Source organism: uncultured Psychroserpens sp., assembly GCF_947492715.1.
Lineage (GTDB): Bacteria > Bacteroidota > Bacteroidia > Flavobacteriales > Flavobacteriaceae > Psychroserpens.
This window is the reverse complement of sequence record NZ_CANLNS010000009.1, coordinates 73,272-92,859: the sequence shown is the minus strand read 5'-3', so window position 1 is coordinate 92,859 and position 19,588 is coordinate 73,272. Positions and strand designations below refer to the sequence as shown.

At 33.7% G+C, this 19,588-nt stretch carries 17 protein-coding genes; all 17 read right to left on the bottom strand.

Annotated elements, in window-relative coordinates; genetic code table 11:
- Positions 1–36: 36 nt before the first annotated feature.
- Positions 37–1,665: a vitamin K epoxide reductase family protein gene (locus Q0787_RS17940; protein WP_298904458.1), complete on the bottom strand. Its 1,629-nt coding sequence runs from the start codon at positions 1,663–1,665 to the stop codon at positions 37–39.
- A gap of 170 nt (positions 1,666–1,835) precedes the next feature.
- Complete coding sequence (locus Q0787_RS17935; protein WP_298904457.1) at positions 1,836–2,609, bottom strand: hypothetical protein; 774 nt, start codon at positions 2,607–2,609, stop codon at positions 1,836–1,838.
- 112 nt (positions 2,610–2,721) lie between these two features.
- On the bottom strand, positions 2,722–3,459 hold the full coding sequence (locus tag Q0787_RS17930; protein WP_298904455.1) for a LytTR family DNA-binding domain-containing protein: 738 nt from the start codon (positions 3,457–3,459) through the stop codon (positions 2,722–2,724).
- Complete coding sequence (locus Q0787_RS17925; protein WP_298904452.1) at positions 3,452–5,293, bottom strand: histidine kinase; 1,842 nt, start codon at positions 5,291–5,293, stop codon at positions 3,452–3,454. The genes Q0787_RS17930 and Q0787_RS17925 overlap by 8 nt, the downstream gene beginning before the upstream one ends.
- A gap of 47 nt (positions 5,294–5,340) precedes the next feature.
- Positions 5,341–6,267, bottom strand: a complete 927-nt coding sequence (gene queG, locus Q0787_RS17920; RefSeq protein WP_298904451.1) for a tRNA epoxyqueuosine(34) reductase QueG — start codon at positions 6,265–6,267, stop codon at positions 5,341–5,343.
- A complete protein-coding gene (locus Q0787_RS17915) occupies positions 6,267–7,601 on the bottom strand; it encodes a cytochrome P450 (RefSeq protein WP_298904511.1) in 1,335 nt (444 codons plus the stop codon). The genes queG and Q0787_RS17915 overlap by 1 nt, the downstream gene beginning before the upstream one ends.
- A 42-nt stretch (positions 7,602–7,643) precedes the next feature.
- Entirely contained in the window at positions 7,644–8,516 is an 873-nt protein-coding gene (locus Q0787_RS17910) for a YihY/virulence factor BrkB family protein (RefSeq protein ID WP_298904449.1), read from the bottom strand.
- Positions 8,517–9,416: a mechanosensitive ion channel family protein gene (locus Q0787_RS17905; RefSeq protein WP_298904447.1), complete on the bottom strand. Its 900-nt coding sequence runs from the start codon at positions 9,414–9,416 to the stop codon at positions 8,517–8,519.
- A 6-nt stretch (positions 9,417–9,422) separates the two neighbouring features.
- A complete protein-coding gene (locus Q0787_RS17900) occupies positions 9,423–10,706 on the bottom strand; it encodes an APC family permease (protein WP_298904445.1) in 1,284 nt (427 codons plus the stop codon).
- 46 nt (positions 10,707–10,752) lie between these two features.
- Positions 10,753–11,775 (bottom strand): Holliday junction branch migration DNA helicase RuvB, encoded by a 1,023-nt coding sequence (gene ruvB / locus Q0787_RS17895; RefSeq protein ID WP_298904443.1) that lies wholly within the window; start codon positions 11,773–11,775, stop codon positions 10,753–10,755.
- A 65-nt stretch (positions 11,776–11,840) separates the two neighbouring features.
- On the bottom strand, positions 11,841–12,299 hold the full coding sequence (locus tag Q0787_RS17890) for a hypothetical protein (protein WP_298904441.1): 459 nt from the start codon (positions 12,297–12,299) through the stop codon (positions 11,841–11,843).
- A gap of 87 nt (positions 12,300–12,386) precedes the next feature.
- The gene (locus tag Q0787_RS17885; protein ID WP_298904440.1) at positions 12,387–14,177 is read right to left on the bottom strand and encodes a cbb3-type cytochrome c oxidase subunit I; all 1,791 of its coding nucleotides are present in this window, start codon (positions 14,175–14,177) and stop codon (positions 12,387–12,389) included.
- 23 nt (positions 14,178–14,200) lie between these two features.
- Positions 14,201–15,265 (bottom strand): cytochrome c oxidase subunit II, encoded by a 1,065-nt coding sequence (locus tag Q0787_RS17880; RefSeq protein WP_298904438.1) that lies wholly within the window; start codon positions 15,263–15,265, stop codon positions 14,201–14,203.
- Between the two features lie 27 nt (positions 15,266–15,292).
- Positions 15,293–16,681, bottom strand: coding sequence for a quinol:cytochrome C oxidoreductase (locus Q0787_RS17875; RefSeq protein WP_298904436.1), 1,389 nt, complete (start codon positions 16,679–16,681; stop codon positions 15,293–15,295).
- A 24-nt stretch (positions 16,682–16,705) separates the two neighbouring features.
- A complete protein-coding gene (locus tag Q0787_RS17870; RefSeq protein WP_298904434.1) occupies positions 16,706–17,287 on the bottom strand; it encodes a cytochrome c in 582 nt (193 codons plus the stop codon).
- A 9-nt stretch (positions 17,288–17,296) separates the two neighbouring features.
- Complete coding sequence (locus Q0787_RS17865) at positions 17,297–17,827, bottom strand: DUF3341 domain-containing protein (protein WP_298904433.1); 531 nt, start codon at positions 17,825–17,827, stop codon at positions 17,297–17,299.
- Positions 17,828–17,836: 9 nt separating this feature from the next.
- Positions 17,837–19,573, bottom strand: a complete 1,737-nt coding sequence (gene nrfD / locus Q0787_RS17860; protein WP_298904431.1) for an NrfD/PsrC family molybdoenzyme membrane anchor subunit — start codon at positions 19,571–19,573, stop codon at positions 17,837–17,839.
- Positions 19,574–19,588 lie beyond the last annotated feature (15 nt).

The following is a 19,588-nucleotide window of genomic DNA, read 5'->3' as shown; positions in this document are numbered from 1 at the left end:
TCACTGCTTGAGTCTATTCTTCGCGAGAGAATATTTTTAAGACGCTATTGCCTTAGTATTTGATAGTATTGAAGATGCGTTTTGAAATTGTATTAAATCATCTATAAAATAGACAAGGTCTAATCTGTCGTACTCATAAGGGAATAGCTTGTTATTTATATATAAAGCAGGAGTAAAATTGACAGCATTAGCTTCACACCAATTACTTTGTTTTTCTAAAATAGAATCATAATCTGTCGACACGTTTTGAGGTTGATTCCATAACCAATTTTCAAGGTTAACATCATCACTATAGACGTCTGCCAAAACCTTTAAAGTTTCTGTTTCTCCTTCTGAATTATACACTTCAAGGAGTCTTGACGCAATCTTATATAGTTGACTGTTTTGATTAGTGACATCTGAATTAAACCGTATTGTTAGATTTATTTTATTTCCAACTTTATGTATTAACTGTTCAATATCGTTATGAGCTTTTTTACAGTAATAACATAATGGGCTTGTAACTAATACTAAATGTATTGAGGCCTTTGGGTTTCCAAAGGACAGCTCTCCTTCTATTGGCGTAAAATTTCCCAAAGTATCTCCTTCATTAAGAAGTACATTAAATAAAGAAAAATTACGCTTGAATTTATGATGCTCGATTTCTGTTTTCTCTAAAGATGTCTTTTTCTTTAATAAAGGTTTGAAAAAGCTCCAAAAGCCAATTACTGTAATTAATGCTATAAAAAACAACAATGTACTCTGGACGTCAAATGCTATTAACTCTACATAGGCTTTGGTAAAAAATAACGCCCCTATTTGAAACATGAATACAGATGCAATTACAAGACACAACGGGCACCATTTCTTAACAACGTTATATTGATAGTATATCGAGTATAATACAAAAGGAAATGCCAATAGCGTAACTATTGACATTATTGAGAAATTAGGGTTTTTACTAACAAATAGTAAAAACCAACATAAACTATAACACGAAAACACCACGATGCTAATGTCATTTAATTTGATTGCACCCAAAATAGTAGCTCCTTTCGAATTTAATACGGCGTCACAACTTGTTTTTTGAGATAAGTTGCAAAAACTGTTTGCTGTACTTGATTGCGTGCCTAACTCGTGTTTTAACACAAATACACTTACCATAAGACCAAGACCACTTAAAAGAAAATGCACTTGAGCAAAAAGGATATTGTATGAATACATTAAATATCCTGTGAAAAGAATTCCTAAAACTATCAATATCTGTTTAGTGACTTTTGTTATTGGATTGTTAATAGCTTCCTTTACAGTTTCATCTTTCTCGATAGCTACTATTATTCCATTCCATTGCTCCAAAAATTCTTCTTTTGTAACGAATCTATTTTTATTGGTGTCAGTTAAAATTTTAATCCTATTTTTCTTCTTCTCGATTAAAGCTAGGTGATCTCCTTTGTCTATAGAAACATTAGCAATAAAACTTATTGGCAGTTGTTCGAATATGTCATTGTTGACAGCTAGCTGTAATGCTAAATTTGGTATATTAAAATGATCTAAAACGCCTGTGAGTGCATGTAAACTCGGATAAGACGGATGACTTGACAATTGCAGTTTTAGCTCCTCATTATTGATTTTAATATTATTGTTTACAAGGAGTTTTTTCAGAATTTCATATAAGTGATTTTGCATAACAATACGAGCGGTTTTTCATTTGTTATGCTGAAATTCATCAAAAAAAAATTAGTTTACTATAGCTAATTCAAAAGCGCTAGTAATTATTTCATATTCGTAATACAACGCCAATATGAACTAAAAAAACCTCTTAAATTAAGAGGTTTGTATCAAGAGGTATTTTAAAATTATATAGGAAACAGTGTAAAGTCTACAATTTCAGAAAATTCATCATAATCACATTCATCTGCCGCTCTATAAGGTCTTACAACAATTAAATTGTCATAAATATTACCTATCGCACTACCATGTATTGAAATTTGATTGACATTACATTCATTAGAATCAAAATGCTCAAATCCTATATTCATATGCGTCGTATTCATTGGATGAGCAGAAGACAAAATATTTTGAGATAAGTCGAGACCTGCCGTTACATATATCTCTAAGCAATGCTCCTCTATTAGATAATCTACGTAAGCATCAAATGTTTGATTTGGCAAAGCGCATGGCATTGGATCGCAAGGCGGAGGCGTTGGCCGCAATTTTGGTTTTCCTTGATTCTCACATGGATTATGCGCATAACCATTAAAAATATTGAACTCATGTTCAAAGGCATCCCGAAACGATTGGTTTGTTTGCTGAATGTTTAATAAATCTGATAACTTAACAATTGCGTGGTCATTGTTAAGCATACCTGAATTATATAGATTCACAAATTGATTTGCACCATCGACTTCCTTAATTAATATTTGAGCAGTCATAAAGGCAACCCATTGCATATTGTTTTCTAGTGCTTCGGCAGCGCTAATTTGAGCCTGAGATTGTGCTTTGCCTCTAGCATACATTTCTGTCTCTTGTATGTTTTGACCGTTCGTTTCGTCACTTACATTTTCTTTTTCACAAGACTGAGCATTGATTATTACTAGCAATACAAAAGCTAGTTTATGGAAATTTTTCATAAGACAACTGATTTTTTTACCCAATTTAATGAATAATCGTTTTTAAAATTGGGGGTTTCATATTCGTGCGTCATAAATTCAAATGCGTTGGTTTAAATTTCAAATTCGTAAATCAAAATATCTTCTCTATAACATAGTCTTTTCTTCTGCTTGAAACAGGTACTTTAACTTCATTTATGATGACCAACACACCTTGTTTATTGTACCTAACAACATGTTTTTTATTAACCAAATACGATTGATGACATCTAATAAAAACGTCTTCAGATAATAATTCTACTACCTTTTTTATCGACTTAGATACTAATATTCGTTCAGATTGTTTGGTGTAAAATGTTGTATAATTTCCTTCAGATTTGCAGTATAAAATATCGTCTTCATAGACCGCATAAACGTTTTCCATCGTTTTTAAAATGATTCTTTTTTTCTTAACGCCAAGAAAATATTCACTAGATATTTCAACTAATTTATCGATATCATTTTCTTCCTTAACATTTTGAATCGCCTTAAGTACGGCTGCTTTAAATTCTTCATCATCTATAGGTTTCAAAATATAGTCTAGGGCACCAACCTTTATGGCTTTTATAGCATGATTATCAAAGCCAGTTATAAATATGATATCAAAATTTTTATCTTCAATTTTGTTAAGAATATCGAAACTGGTTCCGTCTTTTAACTGAACATCCAAAAAAAGCAGATTAGGTTTTTTTTCTTTAATTAACGCCACAGCTTCTTTTACGCTTTCGGCCTCGCCTACAACTTCTATGTCATTATTAAAGTATGCCTCTAGTTTGCTACTAACATTTTGTCTAATATAAGCCTCATCATCTACTAATATTGCTTTAATCATGTTCTGAAAATTTATATGGAATTAAAAATTTAACTATAACCCCTGAATTGGATAAATCCTTTGTTTTTTTATCTAAAGTAATTACGCTTTGTTTTGTTACTTTATAAACGAATTTTGAAATTAATTGTGTCGAAACAGATTTTTGATAATCCTTGTTTAATGTTTTTAACCCAATTCCGTTATCCTCTATTGTACAAGCTATGTATTTGTCTTGTAATGCCAATGTAATATCTATTTGCCCTTTGTAATCAATTCCTAAAAAGCCATGCTCTATACTATTTTCAACAAAAGGTTGAAGCAACATAGGAGGAATACAAACCCCTTCATCTTCCTCAAAATTCTCTAGCGTAATTGTGTATTCAAACTGGTTAGGAAATCGTAACAGTTGTAAATCTATATATTTCCGAAGTGACTCTAATTCACTATCTACTTCGACATAGTTATTTATTGAATTTTCTAATATTAACCTCAATAACCTCGAAAACTTAATTAGATAATCCGTTGCATCTTTTTGATTATCTCTAATTTGATTTTGAATTGCAGACAAGGTATTAAACATAAAATGAGGGCTCATTTGAGATCGTAACAAACGCTGTTGCATTTGCATATCTTGTTTTTCAAATTTAAATCGTCGCTGTCTATAATACAAGTATCCTATAATTAATACTAGTACAGAAAACCCTAACAAAGACATTAGTTTAACGTTAGTAATCTCTGCCTCTTTCTTTTGCGTTAATGCTTCCTGTTCTTTTTCATTAGCTAATTTTAACGCTACAAGTTCTTCATTTATTTTTTCTTCATGTTGTCTTTCATAATCATCGACCAATTTATTATACTCAAGACTAATCTCTTCTATATTCTTACTCGTTTTAAAATTCAACAAAAATCTTAATTCCTTATAGAAATTCACATACTCCTGAAATGAATCGGGGCGAATTATGTGCTGCGTAGAATCTAAATAAGCCTTAGCTAAATTAAATTCTCCAAGTTTAATATATGCCTCAGAAATATTATTGTAGGACTCTATTAAGTTATAATTTTTATTCCCTTCTATTTCTTTTGAAAGTGCTAAGGCAGGTAAATATTTTTCTATAGCCTTTTTGTAGTCTTTATCATAAAAATACAGTACGCCGTAATTTCGATATACTTGTCTCCTAACATCTTTAGGAACGTTTTTAAATTGATCTGCACTGTCTTGAAGTTTATAAGCCTCTTCTTTCTTGCCTAATCCATACAGTTTTTCTGCCCTAGAATTTAGAGTTATAACAAACATTGACGTGTCGGAAGATTTTTTAGCAGCTTCCAATGTTTTGGCATTATAAAACAATGATTTTTCGTGATTGCCAAGATCAAAATTAATACGCTCTAGAAAATTATAGGCATATGTCAAGCCTTTTGCATGCTTATCTTCATCTGAAATTTCTATAAATTTATGTGCTATGCTTACAGCATTGGCCATTTTATTACTATTTTCATCTGTTTCCCATGCCACCCTAAAGTATACTAAATTCCTGTCTCTTGTGTTTGGACCTTTAATCAAATCAATAGTTCTGTGAAAATAATAAGATGCCGAATCTATAGTATTTATGCGTTTATAATAATACCCTTTTAAAAAGCTGTTCTCAATATGAATTGTGTCTGGAATTTCAGTAGTATTACTAATAATCTGTTCTGCTTCTTTTAAGTATAAAAGTGTAGAATCGCTAGTTTCTTCGGCCGATAGCTTATGCAGCCTGTTTATTTTAGTAATATCAGCTTTAAGTTGTTCCTGTGTGTTTTCTTTGCCGCAACCAACCAATAACAAGATAAGAATGACATAAAATTGTTTTAGCATTTTTCCCTTTTTAAGATGTTTAAGATACCACTATTTAAACAAACAAATTACTTTCTTATAAAGCTAATATTCCTTTGTAATCCATCAAATTTAGTTCGTTTTACGGCAGATTTTTTGAAGACTTTATTAAACGTGTCCTTAGTAATTTCTTCCCAATCTTTTTTAGTCATTGTTAATAATTCGGGATGAGGATTAAACAATGGTTCGTCGTGTGCTTTTGAAAAACGATTCCACGGACAAACATCTTGACAAACATCGCAACCAAACATCCAATCATCAAATTGTTCTTTAAATTCTGAAGGTATATTATCCTTTAATTCGATCGTGAAATAGGAAATACATTTGCTCCCATCTACTACATATGGCTCTGTGATGGCTTGTGTTGGACATGCATCTATACATGCGGTACATGTACCACAATGATCTGAAACAATAGAATCGTACTCTAATTCTAAGTCAATTATCAGCTCCGCAATAAAATAGAACGACCCTACTTGTTGGGTCAATAAATTACTATGCTTTCCAATCCATCCCAAACCCGATTTTGCCGCCCATGCCTTATCTAACACAGGTGCCGAGTCTACAAAAGCCCGACCATGAACTTGTCCTATTTCATCCTGGATAGACTGTAATAGTTCTTTTAATTTCGCTTTAATTACAAAATGATAATCGGTTCCATAAGCGTACTTAGATAACTTATAACTTTCTGAGGTTTGCGTTTCCGAAGGAAAATAATTTAACAATAAAGAGACCACACTTTTTGATCCTTCTACCAATTTCGTAGGGTCAAGACGTTTATCAAAGTGGTTTTCCATATAATGCATTTCACCATGAGCGTTAGACTTAAGCCATTTCTCTAAACGAGGTGCTTCTGCTTCTAAAAACCCTGCTTTACTTATCCCGCAAGATAAAAACCCTAAGCGTTTAGCTTCTGCCTTTATAAATTGGCTATATGTGGATGCATTAGACGTCATTAAGCTCGCTTTTCAAAACGCAAAATAGCATTTTTAGGTTTTAGCGTAATTAATGGTGTTATATCTATAGTGTCAAAATCTGGGTATATTTTAAACGTTTTTACTAATTCTGAAATTGCCATAATCATTTCAAACATGGCAAAATTGTTACCAATACATTTTCTTGGTCCTGCTCCAAAAGGGAAGTATTGCGATGAGAATTTTCGTCCTCCTTCGGCAAATCTTTCTGGCAAGAACTCATTTGGTTGTTCCCATAATTTAGGATGACGATGTATTTCGTAAACCGAGAACAGCAAACTCGATCCCGCTTTAAAGTGCATTCCGTTGTATTCGTCTTTCGCAATGTTTACGCGATCAATAAAATAGGCAGGAGGATATAATCTCATGGCTTCCTCTAAAACCTGTTGGCATTGTTTGGACCTACTAATGATAGTCATTAAATCACTGGATTCTTCTTGTATTTCAACAAGTTCATTAAAAATCCTGTCTTGCCATTCTGGATGCAATGCTAAAAGCTGACATGTGAAGGTAAGTGCGTTAGATGTCGTTTCGTGTCCTGCCGTAAATAAAATTAAAATCTCATCAATAAGTTGCTCTTCACTCATAGATGCTCCATCTTCATATTTAGCATCAAGAAGCATGTCTAGCAGATCATTTTCTTTAGTATCAGATAAACGTCTTTCATTAACAATACGTTTCAAAATATCACGAGCTTCGCGCGTTAAATTAATGTGCTTTTTAATTTCACCACTGGTTTTAAACCACCAACCTAAATAGGGTTGTCTTAATTCTTTTACCAGCATTCTTTGAGCCGTTTCCGTAATGTACTGCAGGCGATTGATGTCCTCTTGACTCACAGCGCTACTAAATAGAGATTTGACAACCGTTTGGAAAGCTAAATCATTTAAAATAGGAAATATATCAATCGTACTGTTCGCTTCAATACGCCTATATTCTAATAAAATGGCACTGTGTATAGACTGTAATAAATTCTCTAACTGCTTTTTATGAAAGGCAGGTTGAATAAGTTTTCTTTGCTTGCGCCAATGATCTCCTTCAGAGGTTAATAGGCCTTTGCCAACGTATTTGACTAAATCTTCAGTTTGGATTTTAGACTTAACGTAGTTACGTTGATTCTTTTGAAGCACGTACTCGGCAAGACCTGCATCTCTACAAAAATAAACACTTGTATTAAGTCCTATTTTTAAGCGAAATACATCTCCTAAGCTGACAAAGTTATGATGATGAAATGGTAGAGGGTTTTTTAAAATATCAAACGAATGCTTTAAGAATCGTATTAAAGGTACTGTTAGTATTTCTCGTTTATCTGACATCATAAAAGATTGACCAAAATAAAATTGGCTTATTATTAATCGCTATTTTTCGTTTTCAATTTCTTGCCTAACAAAAGCTACTGCATTGGCGTTAGGTTTTATATCTAAATGTAACTTTTGACTCAATATTTTTAAAAATGAGGCTCCTAAAAAAATAATTTGTGACGTATAATAGACCCAAAGCATAATTAAGGCCAATATACTTGCCGAGCCAAATGTAGAAGACAAATGGCTTTTGCCTAGATATGCCGTAATTCCCAACTTCCCAAGGACAAATAGAAGTCCAGTAAAAACGCCACTAATAAGGGCTGGTTTCCAATGGACTTTTGCATCACCTAAAAACTTAAACATAATGGCAAAAAGTATCGAAATAATTAGAAACGACGATACATGTTCATAGAAGATATACAACTTATACTCTTTACTTAAAAACGACATGTATTCTACTAAGTAAGCATTGGCAAATGTGCTTACAATCAAAATAAAAAACAAAACCATTAAGAGTATAAACGAATACATGTGCTTCGTGAAATATCTGAGAATACTATTTTTAGGCTTAGCCTTAATATTCCAGATATTATTAAACGCATTATGAATTTGACTAAATATTCCTGAAGCACTTAAAACTAGGGTTACAACACCTAAAATACTCGTTAGAATAGAGTTATTATTAATATGTTGATGCTTTATTATATCTTGAATTTGTAATGCTGCTGTACTCCCTAATGTATCTTTGAGTTGGGTAAATACTTCTCCAGACACAGCCTGCTTTCCAAATACAATACCCATTATTGATACAACAATTATGATTATTGGAAATATTGAAAACACGGCATAGTAGGCTAAAGCCGCACCTTTTTGAAACGTATTACTATTAAAGAAATGATTAAAAACCTCTTTTAGAAACTTTATCATTTAGACGTTATTTTTATTAGCTTCAAAGTGAATCGGTTTATCAAAGATATTAACCCCTCCTTTTACTCCAAAGTCGAGGGTTGTTACAGCATAAGCCAACGAGATGTCTTCTTCTTCGAAACGTTTTTTAATTCTCATAACAATCTCATTCATGGCGCTTAAATAATCTTTTTGATGGGTAAACTTAATCCAAAAACGAAGCTCAAAATTATAAGAATAACTTCCTATTTCAGTGAAATAGAAATCGATCACTTCATTTTTCAAAACAGCATTAATCTTATCTACTTCTTCCAAAGAAGCGCGCCTTACTAAATCTAAATCATCACCATAAGAGACGCCACTTTTAAAAATAACTCGGCGCTTACCAAAGGTCGAGTAGTTTGTAAATGTATTATTATAAATGAGCTGATTAGGCACAAAAACTTCTTGACCTGAAATGGTTTTAATAGATGTAGTAATCCCACCAATATCTTCTATCGTACCAAAAGTGCCATCTATATCGACCCAATCTCCTTTTTTAAATGGTCTTTGCATGTTAAGTAAAAACCCAGCAAATGCATTGGACGCAATATCTTTAAACGCAAAACCTGCTACAATACCAACAATACCTGCACCAGCCAATAATTTTGTTAAAACACTTTCAAGACCTAGGACTTCGAGTGCTATAAACATCCCTGATAGTAAAAAGAAAAAGTAGATAATTACAGAAATAAGTTTCGCAACATCCGACTGTTTTTTAAATACTCTAGAATAAAACCGCAATCCTAATATTTTAAAGCCTTTGGCGATAAAATAAAAAACAACAACAATTAATATCGCCAAGGCAACTTTAGGTAAATAGCCTACAAACGAATCTCCCCATTTATCTAGTAATTGATTAATATTTTTAATATCATCCATAATGCACTATCCTTTCTTTCGTTCTGTCTTTTTATAAATAAATTCAACTAAAAAACTAAATGCGATTATTCCTAAAGCAATAAAAACGTCAACTTTACTTACAGAATAGTGCTGAACTAATAAAGCTATCATAGCTAAAAAACATAAGACAGCACCAATTATAGGAATGCTCTTTTTTCCATTTATTTCTTTTGATAACTTAAATCCTGTAAAATTCACAATTGAGAAAATAAGCAGAAACCCGACGCTTCCAGCCGTTGAAATACTTTCAAGTTTTAAGGTATTTACCAGAATTATTGTAGCTATAGTTGTTACTAATAACCCAATTGGTTGATTCCAAAGTTGGCACGTAAACTGTTTTGGTAATTCGTCATCTTCTGCAATTTCGTAATTAACCTTACTTCCACCATATAATGATGCGTTGATTGCCGAAAATGTAGAAATCAATGCTGCAATTGTAATAATCGTAAAACCTACTTTACCTAGCATAGGTTTTGCCGCTTCGGCCAAGACGTAATCTTGTGCTGTAGCAATTTCACTAAACGCTAAAGATCCAACGGTTATTGCTGCAATAATTATATACAAGAATATTACAAAAATAACAGACCAAAAATATGCTCTTGGTATGTTCTTTTTAGGGTTTTCTATATCTGGTGCAGCATTTGCAATTAATTCAAAACCTTCATAAGCGACAAAAATTACCATTCCGGCTGTGAGTAATTTAAAAGGTGATTCCCAATGTTCTGGAGACAATTGTTCTAAATGTGGGTTTCCAAATAAGCCGTAGAGTCCAAAGCCAACAAAAGACAGTAAAATAATTAATTTTATGACAACAGCATAAGACTCTATTTTTCCAACAACAACAATACTGTAATAGTTGATAAATGCAGCTATGAGTACAATGGCCGTAGCATATATGTGTGAATCAACGACCTTGTCTCCCGTAAGTTGTAATAAGTTTGGAGCATAAGACCCAAAGGCCGAAGCATATAATGCCAACATAATAATGTAGCTAAACCAAAGTAAATTATTAATTCCTCCACTAAATAACCCAATACCAAAACCTTGGTTTACAAATTTAACTGTACCTCCCCTGTCTGGGTATTTCAAGGATAATTTCACATAGCTATATGATGTAATTAGCGCAATTAAACCAGCAATTAAAAATGAGACAGGAGTTCCTCCTTTAGCGAGTGCAGCAGCAAGGCCAAGCACGGCAAAAATTCCACCGCCAACCATACCACCTATTCCGATAGACATGGCTTCTTTTAATCCTATTTTTTTACTCATAATTTACAGATTTAAAAATATGCTTTACTACTCCACTATAAGGTATTTAGAATAACCCTCCTTGAATTGGCCCTTTAATCTTACCCAGATGCTTATACGCAAGCTCGGTTACTTCTCGTCCTCGAGGTGTTCGCATAATAAACCCTTGTTGAATTAAAAAAGGCTCATATACCTCTTCAATAGTTTCGGCGCTCTCACTTACAGCGGTTGCTAAGGTTGTAATCCCCACAGGACCTCCTTTAAACTTATCGATAATTGTTTCCAAAATTTTATTGTCCATTTCATCTAAACCATGTGCATCTACATTAAGTGCCTCTAGAGCAAATTTTGCAATTTTAATATCGATACTTCCATTTCCTTTTATTTGGGCAAAGTCGCGTACTCTTCTTAATAAAGCATTTGCAATTCTTGGCGTTCCTCTGCTTCGTCCAGCAATTTCAACTGCAGCTTCCATTGAGATAGGCACATTTAAAATAGAAGCACTACGCTGAACAATTGTTGTCAATAATTCTGTGTTATAATATTGAAGTCTACTTTGAATTCCGAAACGTGCTCGCATTGGAGAAGTTAATAGTCCCGATCGCGTTGTAGCTCCAACGAGAGTAAACGGATTTAAATTGATCTGAACCGTCCTAGCATTTGGTCCAGACTCGATCATAATATCAATTTTATAATCTTCCATTGCAGAATATAAATACTCTTCAACAATTGGGCTTAAACGATGTATTTCATCAATAAACAAGACATCGCGATCATCAAGGTTAGTAAGTAAGCCTGCGAGGTCTCCTGGTTTATCTAAAACAGGGCCAGAGGTTACTTTGATACCAACATTAAGTTCGCTTGCCAAGATATGTGCTAAAGTTGTTTTACCAAGACCAGGAGGGCCATGAAACAAAGTATGATCTAGGGCTTCGTCTCGACCATTAGCTGCTTGAACAAAAATTTGAAGATTTTCTAAAACCTGATCTTGACCTGTAAAATCATCAAATGATAAGGGTCTTAATTTTTTTTCTACATCTAGTTCTTCTGGAGAAAAATTATCGTTTGTTGGATCTAAGTTTTCATTCATGTTTACAGCTTGCTAGTAAGGACATCCCTTTTAAGGATTATCAAATCAAATTTAATAATAACAAATTACATTATGGATAGTTTTTGAATTGAACTCCCTTCAATTACAATAAAAGATATAGCGCTCGAACCAACTCTTGATTTTATGACATTGCTTTCAGTTTTATTTTCTTTTATTGAGAACGCATCATCCTCGCCAGGAACTATTGGAATAAGATAATCATCTGAAAGTTTTAGAAATCTATTCGTTAATCGCACATAGCGTTCATATTTGTTATACTCATCGCAAATGTCAAAGTGAATGGTAAAGTCTTGTTTTATTCCATTAATCTCAACAAATTGCTTTTTAAGATTATACCTTTCGTCATTCGTATTCTTGTATGCGGTTTCGAAATAATTAATAAAATATTCCGAATACTCTTCTTTTAATTCATAAATGATTCTGTTGTCTTCGCTATGCTTAATCTTGTTTTGACATGATAAACAGAATACAAAAAGAAAAACACAAAATTTAAACCTAGGCATACTCAAATATAATGAAAAAGACCTTTAATGTATGTACACTAAAGGTCTTTGTTTATTTATAATATACCTTACTTAAAAGGTCTTTAATTAATGTTGTAATTCTTCTTCGCCATCATACAATGGTACATTTTGAGGTACGAAATCATCATCGTGACCTGGTTTACTATAATCATAAGCCCAACGATGTACATGAGGAATCTCACCTGGCCAGTTTCCGTGCATATGCTCTACTGGCGCTGTCCATTCTAATGTATTTGATCTCCATGGATTCTGTACTGCTTTCTTTCCGTAGAAAATAGAGTAGAAGAAATTCCATAAGAATACTAACTGGAAGACTCCACCTACTATAGCAAACATTGTAATCACAACATTCGCATTTGCAGTATCATCAAATAATGGGAAATTAGAATTCGTATAATAACGTCTTGGTAAACCTGCCATTCCTATAAAGTGCATTGGAAAAAATACCCCATAAGCACAGATTGCAGTTACCCAGAAATGTAAATATCCAAGATTTTTGTTTAGCATTCTACCAAACATTTTAGGGAACCAATGATAGATTCCTGCAAACATTCCATAAAGTGCTGAGATACCCATTACTAAGTGGAAGTGTGCCACAACAAAATACGTATCATGCACATTTATATCTAATGCACTATCACCTAAAATAATACCAGTAAGACCACCTGTTATGAACGTTGATACTAAACCGATAGAGAATAGCATAGCTGGATTCATTTGAAGGTTACCTTTCCAGAGCGTGGTAATATAATTAAATGCTTTTACTGCGGAAGGAATTGCAATTAACAAGGTTGTAAATGTAAATACTGAACCTAAGAATGGATTCATTCCTGAAATAAACATATGGTGACCCCAAACAATCGTTGATAAAAAGGCAATGGCTAATATGGACATAACCATGGCGCGATAACCAAAGATTGGCTTACGTGAGTTTGTTGCTATAATTTCGGAAGTGATTCCTAAGGCTGGTAATAATACAATGTATACTTCTGGGTGACCCAAGAACCAAAATAAGTGTTCAAACAATACCGGAGAACCCCCTTGGTAATGTAAAACTTCACCTTGAATAAATATATCAGATAAGAAGAATGATGTTCCAAAACTTCTATCCATAATTAATAATAAAGCCGCTGATAATAAAACAGGGAACGATACTACACCAATAATAGCAGTTACAAAGAATGCCCAAATTGTTAACGGTAGTCTTGTCATAGACATACCTTTAGTACGTAAATTGATAACCGTTACAATATAGTTTAACGATCCTAACAAAGACGAAGCAATAAATATTGCCATTGAAACTAGCCATAAAGTCATCCCTGCACCAGATCCACCTTGAGCCATTGGTAATGCACTTAGAGGAGGATAAATTGTCCATCCAGCCGCTGCAGGTCCTGCTTCTACAAATAATGAGATAACCATAACCACACTAGAAAGGAAAAATAACCAGTATGAAATCATGTTTAAGAATCCTGAAGCCATATCACGTGCTCCAATTTGCAATGGAATAAGGAGGTTACTAAACGTACCACTTAACCCTGCAGTTAATACAAAGAATACCATGATAGTACCATGTATGGTCACTAATGCTAAATAAATATCTGCATCCATAACACCTCCAGGAGCCCATTTACCTAGTAATGCTTCAAACAATACATTAGGTTGCTCTGGCCATGCAATTTGCATACGGAACATTATTGACATCAAAACTCCAATAACTCCCATAATAGTACCTGTAATAAGGTACTGCTTAGCAATCATTTTATGATCTTGACTAAATATATATTTAGTAACAAAAGTCTCTTTATGATGATGTCCGTGATCGTCGTGTTCGTGAGTATCTGCGTGTGCTGACATAATCTATTTTCTTTTAAATCTTTTTAGTTAGTTAAGGAATTTTTGAATGTTTTTTGCTCTTTCATCCAAGCGTCATACTCTTCTTGAGTTTCTACAATAATTTTCATTTGCATATTGTAATGTGATTTTCCACAAATCTTATTACATAGCAATAAGTAGTCGAACTCATATATAACATCCTGCGTTCCTACAGCCTCAATAGCTGCTCTATTCTTTGCTCTAATCGCGTTAATGTTTTCAACTTTTTCAACGATATCAGGATTCTTACGCATCTCTGCAGTAGTCACTGTTGGTGTAAAACCAAATTGTGTAATCATACCAGGTACGCAATTCATTTGGGCTCTAAAATGAGGCATATAAGCCGAGTGTAATACATCCTGAGAACGCATTTTAAATAACACAGGTCGTCCTACAGGTAAATGTAATTCTGTTACAATCACATCATCTTGTCCATTTGGATCAGACTCATCTAGTCCTAAAATATTAGCACGATTATTATCAATAAGTCTTACATTAGCCATTCCTAATACATTATCTTCTCCTGCATAACGCGCTTTCCAGTTAAATTGCTGCGCATACAACTCAACAACTAATGGATCATCACTTTCATCAACATTCATAATGCTTGTCCATGTAAATAAACCATAGATGATTAAACCAGCTAACACAATAACAGGAATAAATGTCCAGATAGCCTCTAATGTATTATTATCGGCATAGAATAAGGCTTTACGCCCTTTTTCTCCTTTATATTTAAAAGCAAAATAATGCAGTAAAAACTGAGTAAAAGTTTGAACAATAAAAATGATAACCATTGATATGATCATCAAATTGTCAATTTGAACACCATGCTCTGACGCAGCATTAGACATTAAAGGTTGGTCTCCCAAATACCAAAAACTAGCAATAGTTATGGCATAGATGAAGATTAAAAATCCCATCATTAAATACCCGTTAATTCTATTGTCTTTATCTGTAGCTACTTGATCATTTGAAGTGCCTACTTGAGCTAAATCAAATATCTTAACCATTTGCCAAATGGCAACAGCTATGAAAAGTACTATTATAATTGTTAAAAAAGCAGTCATTGTCGTTTCTGTTCTTTATAAATTTTATTAATAATGGAAATGTTCACTTTCCTTAATGAAAGGATTTCGTTTTGGTTCTAAAGACGCCTTGGTCAATGCTGTAAACACAATGAATATAAATAATCCAGCGAAAAGAAGTATTGAACTAATTTCTGGAATACCGATAGACCATTGATCTCCAACTGTAGCAGGCATAATCATGTTAAATATATCTATATAGTGACCAACTAAGATTACAATCCCTGCCATAATAACAAACCATGGAATACGTTTGTAATCACTATTCATTAATACAAGTAATGGGAATACAAAGTTCATTGCTACCATACCTATAAATGGTAATTGGTAGTCTTGGAACCTCGTCACAAAATAAGTTACCTCTTCTGGAATATTTGAATACCAGATAAGCATAAATTGAGAGAACCATAGATATGTCCAGAAAATACTAAACGCAAACATGAATTTAGCTAAATCATGTATATGGCTATCATTAACCTTTGGTAAAAGTCCTTTAGATTTCAAGTAAATTGTAATCATTGCGATTACTGTAATACCACAAACCATCATTCCTGCAAGTACGTACCATCCAAATAATGTTGAGAACCAGTGAGGATCTACACTCATTATCCAATCCCATGACATCATAGATTCTGTGTATAGGAAGAACACTAAAAATGCAGCAGAGATACGGAATGTTTTCTTAAAGTTTTTATTATCATCTGCTTTATCTTGAGCAATTGAAAATTTACGAGAGAAATGTCTATATAAGTACCAACCACCAACAAAGATTAAACCTCTAATTAGGAATCCCCAATAGTTCAACCATCCTTTCTTACCATGAACTAGTTTATCAAATTTATCACTATCAGGATCGACCATATCAGGATTCATCCAGTTAAATATAGCATCATGTCCAATAAAATGAGAAAGAGAAGCAATCAATAAAACAATTAATGCTCCTGGTAACATATAAGCAGTTATTCCTTCCATGACTCTTAAAAGTAGTGGAGACCAACCTGCTTGAGCTGCATACTGAACCGCATAAAATGCTAATACACCAAGTGCAATCATAAAGAAAAAGAATGCAGCAACATATAATGCAGACCAAGGTCTGTTATGCATTCCGTGCATCACATGATTTACATGTTTTGTGTGTTCGTCAACTTCAGCATGCCCTCCTTCTGTTGCTTCAGACACAGCATGTGATCCTTCTGTAGCATGAGCATCGCTATCCGCTGCCTCATGGTGACCTGCATCTTCTCCATGACCACCGCCATGATGAGATTCATTAGCCAACATAGTTTCTACTTGTTCGAAAGTTTTGTTAGATGTGAAAAAACCATAAGCAACGCCAATTGCACCTATTATCATTAGGCCGATTGCAGCTGATTTTAATTTACTTGAAAATGTATACATATCTATATATAATCTTTATCTATCTTATTTTTCTAAGTCTGCTTTAAGTTTCAATACGTAATCAACAACTTGCCAGCGTTCCTCTTCATTTAATTGGTTAGCATACGAACCCATTGTATTTTTCCCATAATAAATAGTATGGTAAATACTACCAGCGGTAATTGCTCTTCCTGCATCATCGTAACTAGGAACCCCTAATATTTTTTCTCGCTTCACTAAGTTTCCTTGTCCGTTACCTTTTTTACCATGACAAATTCCACAGTAGATATCATATAATTCTCCTGCTCTTGGACTATCAATTTGAGTAGAATCTAAAGGACTCGTCAATGTTTCTTTTGCAAGGATATAACCTTCGTTGGTGTTTTCAATTTCAAACGGCATATGTCCTCCTCTTGGAATTGAACCTTCAGCAGGTATTAGCGCTTCCATATCATTCTTTAATATCTCTTTGCCATCAACCATAACTTTAGCCTCTTGGTAAGTTTCATAACCTACAGGCTCATACATATTTGGCATAAACTGGTAATTAGGTCTTGTATCCTTTTTACAGGCAACAACACTTGCAAATACCATGAGTACTACTACTATTTTAAATAAGCTTTTCATCTTTATCAATTAATGCGCTTTATCAATTAAATTAATTTCTACTGCTCCAGTTTCTTTCAATAAATTAGAGAGTTCTTGTTCGTTATCATGAACTGCGATTTCCATTAAAAAATGATCATCTGTTGTTCTTGGGTCTGGATTTTCAGCTTTCTTAAATGGCCACATTCTACTTCTTAAATAAAAGGTGATAACCATAAGGTGGGCAGCAAAAAATACAGTTAACTCAAACATAATTGGTACAAATGCTGGCATGTTTTCGATATAGCTAAAACTTGGTTTTCCACCAATATTTTGAGGCCAATCTTGAATCATAATGAAATTCATCATAACAATTGCCACAGTTAAACCAACACAACCATACATAAATGATGCAATAGCTATTCTTGTTGGAGCGAGTCCCATAGCCTTGTCCAATCCGTGAACTGGAAAAGGTGTATATATTTCTTCAATATGATGGTGTGCAGACTTAACCTTTTTAACGGCTGCCATTAAAACATCATCATCTGTATAAATAGCGTGAATTACTTTTGAAGCTTCCATGTACTATTTTTAGTTTATTAATTTTTTAGCTTGACCAGACCAATCATCACGTTCTGCTCTTCCAGGGAAAGAACCAGTGATAGCATCTAGTAAGTCATATTCTCTTTTTGTCATTTTACTTACTTGTAAAAATGTATAGATACCAATACTATTAAGTACTTCTTCCATTTTAGGACCAATACCATTTACCTTTTTCAAGTCGTCGGCTGTTTGTGTATTAGAATCAAACGCTCCTATACTACCTAATAAGTCATTAACTTTAGCCGAATTATCTTCTTCTGAAACTGCTTTAGGCACTTCAGTATTAACATTCGAAATAACATTAGAAGTTCTAGAATCTGCTCCAGTTCCAACTAAACTGTCTCCACGTTCTCTAATGTTTTTATAACGTTCTCCAGAAGACTTCAAAATCGTCTTAACTTCTGCCTGAGCAATTACAGGGAATGTTCTAGCATATAATAAGAAGAGTACAAAGAAGAACCCGATCGTTCCAATAAATATTCCAATATCAACAAAGGTTGGCTGGAACATTGTCCATGAAGAAGGTAAGTAATCTCTATGTAATGATGTTACAATAATTACGAAACGTTCAAACCACATTCCTACGTTTACAACAATAGAAATAAAGAATGAGAACATGATACTTGTTCTTAATTTTTTGAACCACATGAACTGAGGAGAGAATACATTACATGACATCATCATCCAATACGCCCAAGCGTAAGGTCCTGTTGCTCTATTTAAGAATGCATATTGTTCATATTCAACTCCAGAATACCAAGCAATAAATAACTCAGTAATATATGCTACACCAACGATAGAACCAGTAATCATTATGACAATATTCATTAACTCGATGTGTTGTACTGTGATATAATCTTCAAGACTACATACTTTTCTCATAATAATGAGGAGCGTATTTACCATCGCAAAACCAGAGAAAATCGCTCCAGCAACGAAGTAAGGCGGGAAGATTGTTGTATGCCATCCAGGAATAACCGAGGTAGCAAAGTCAAACGATACAATGGTGTGTACAGAAAGTACTAATGGTGTTGCCAAACCTGCAAGTACCAATGATACTTCCTCAAAACGTTGCCAATCTTTAGCACGTCCTGACCATCCAAAACTCAATAATGAATAAATTTTCTTTTGGAAAGGCTTTACAGCTCTATCACGAATCATCGCAAAATCAGGTAATAAACCAGTCCACCAGAATACCAATGAAACTGATAAATACGTCGAGATTGCAAATACATCCCAAAGTAATGGAGAGTTAAAGTTTACCCAAAGCGAACCAAATTGGTTTGGTATTGGTAATACCCAGTATCCTAACCATGGACGACCCATGTGAATAATTGGGAATAAACCTGCTTGGACTACCGAGAAAATTGTCATTGCTTCTGCAGAACGGTTAATTGCCATTCTCCATTTCTGACGGAAAAGTAATAGTACTGCAGAAATTAATGTTCCTGCGTGACCAATACCAACCCACCAAACGAAGTTAGTAATATCCCAAGCCCAGCCAACGGTTTTATTTAAACCCCAAGTTCCGATACCTGTAGAAATTGTATAGATAATACACCCAATTCCCCAAAGGAAAGCGACAAGTGCTATTGAAAATACAATCCACCAAGATTTATTTGCTTTTCCTTCAACAGGCGCTGCCACATCTACCGATACATCGTGATATGATTTTTCTCCTGTAACTAAGGGTCTTCTAATAGGTGCTTCGTAATGAGACGCCATAATCTATTATAATTG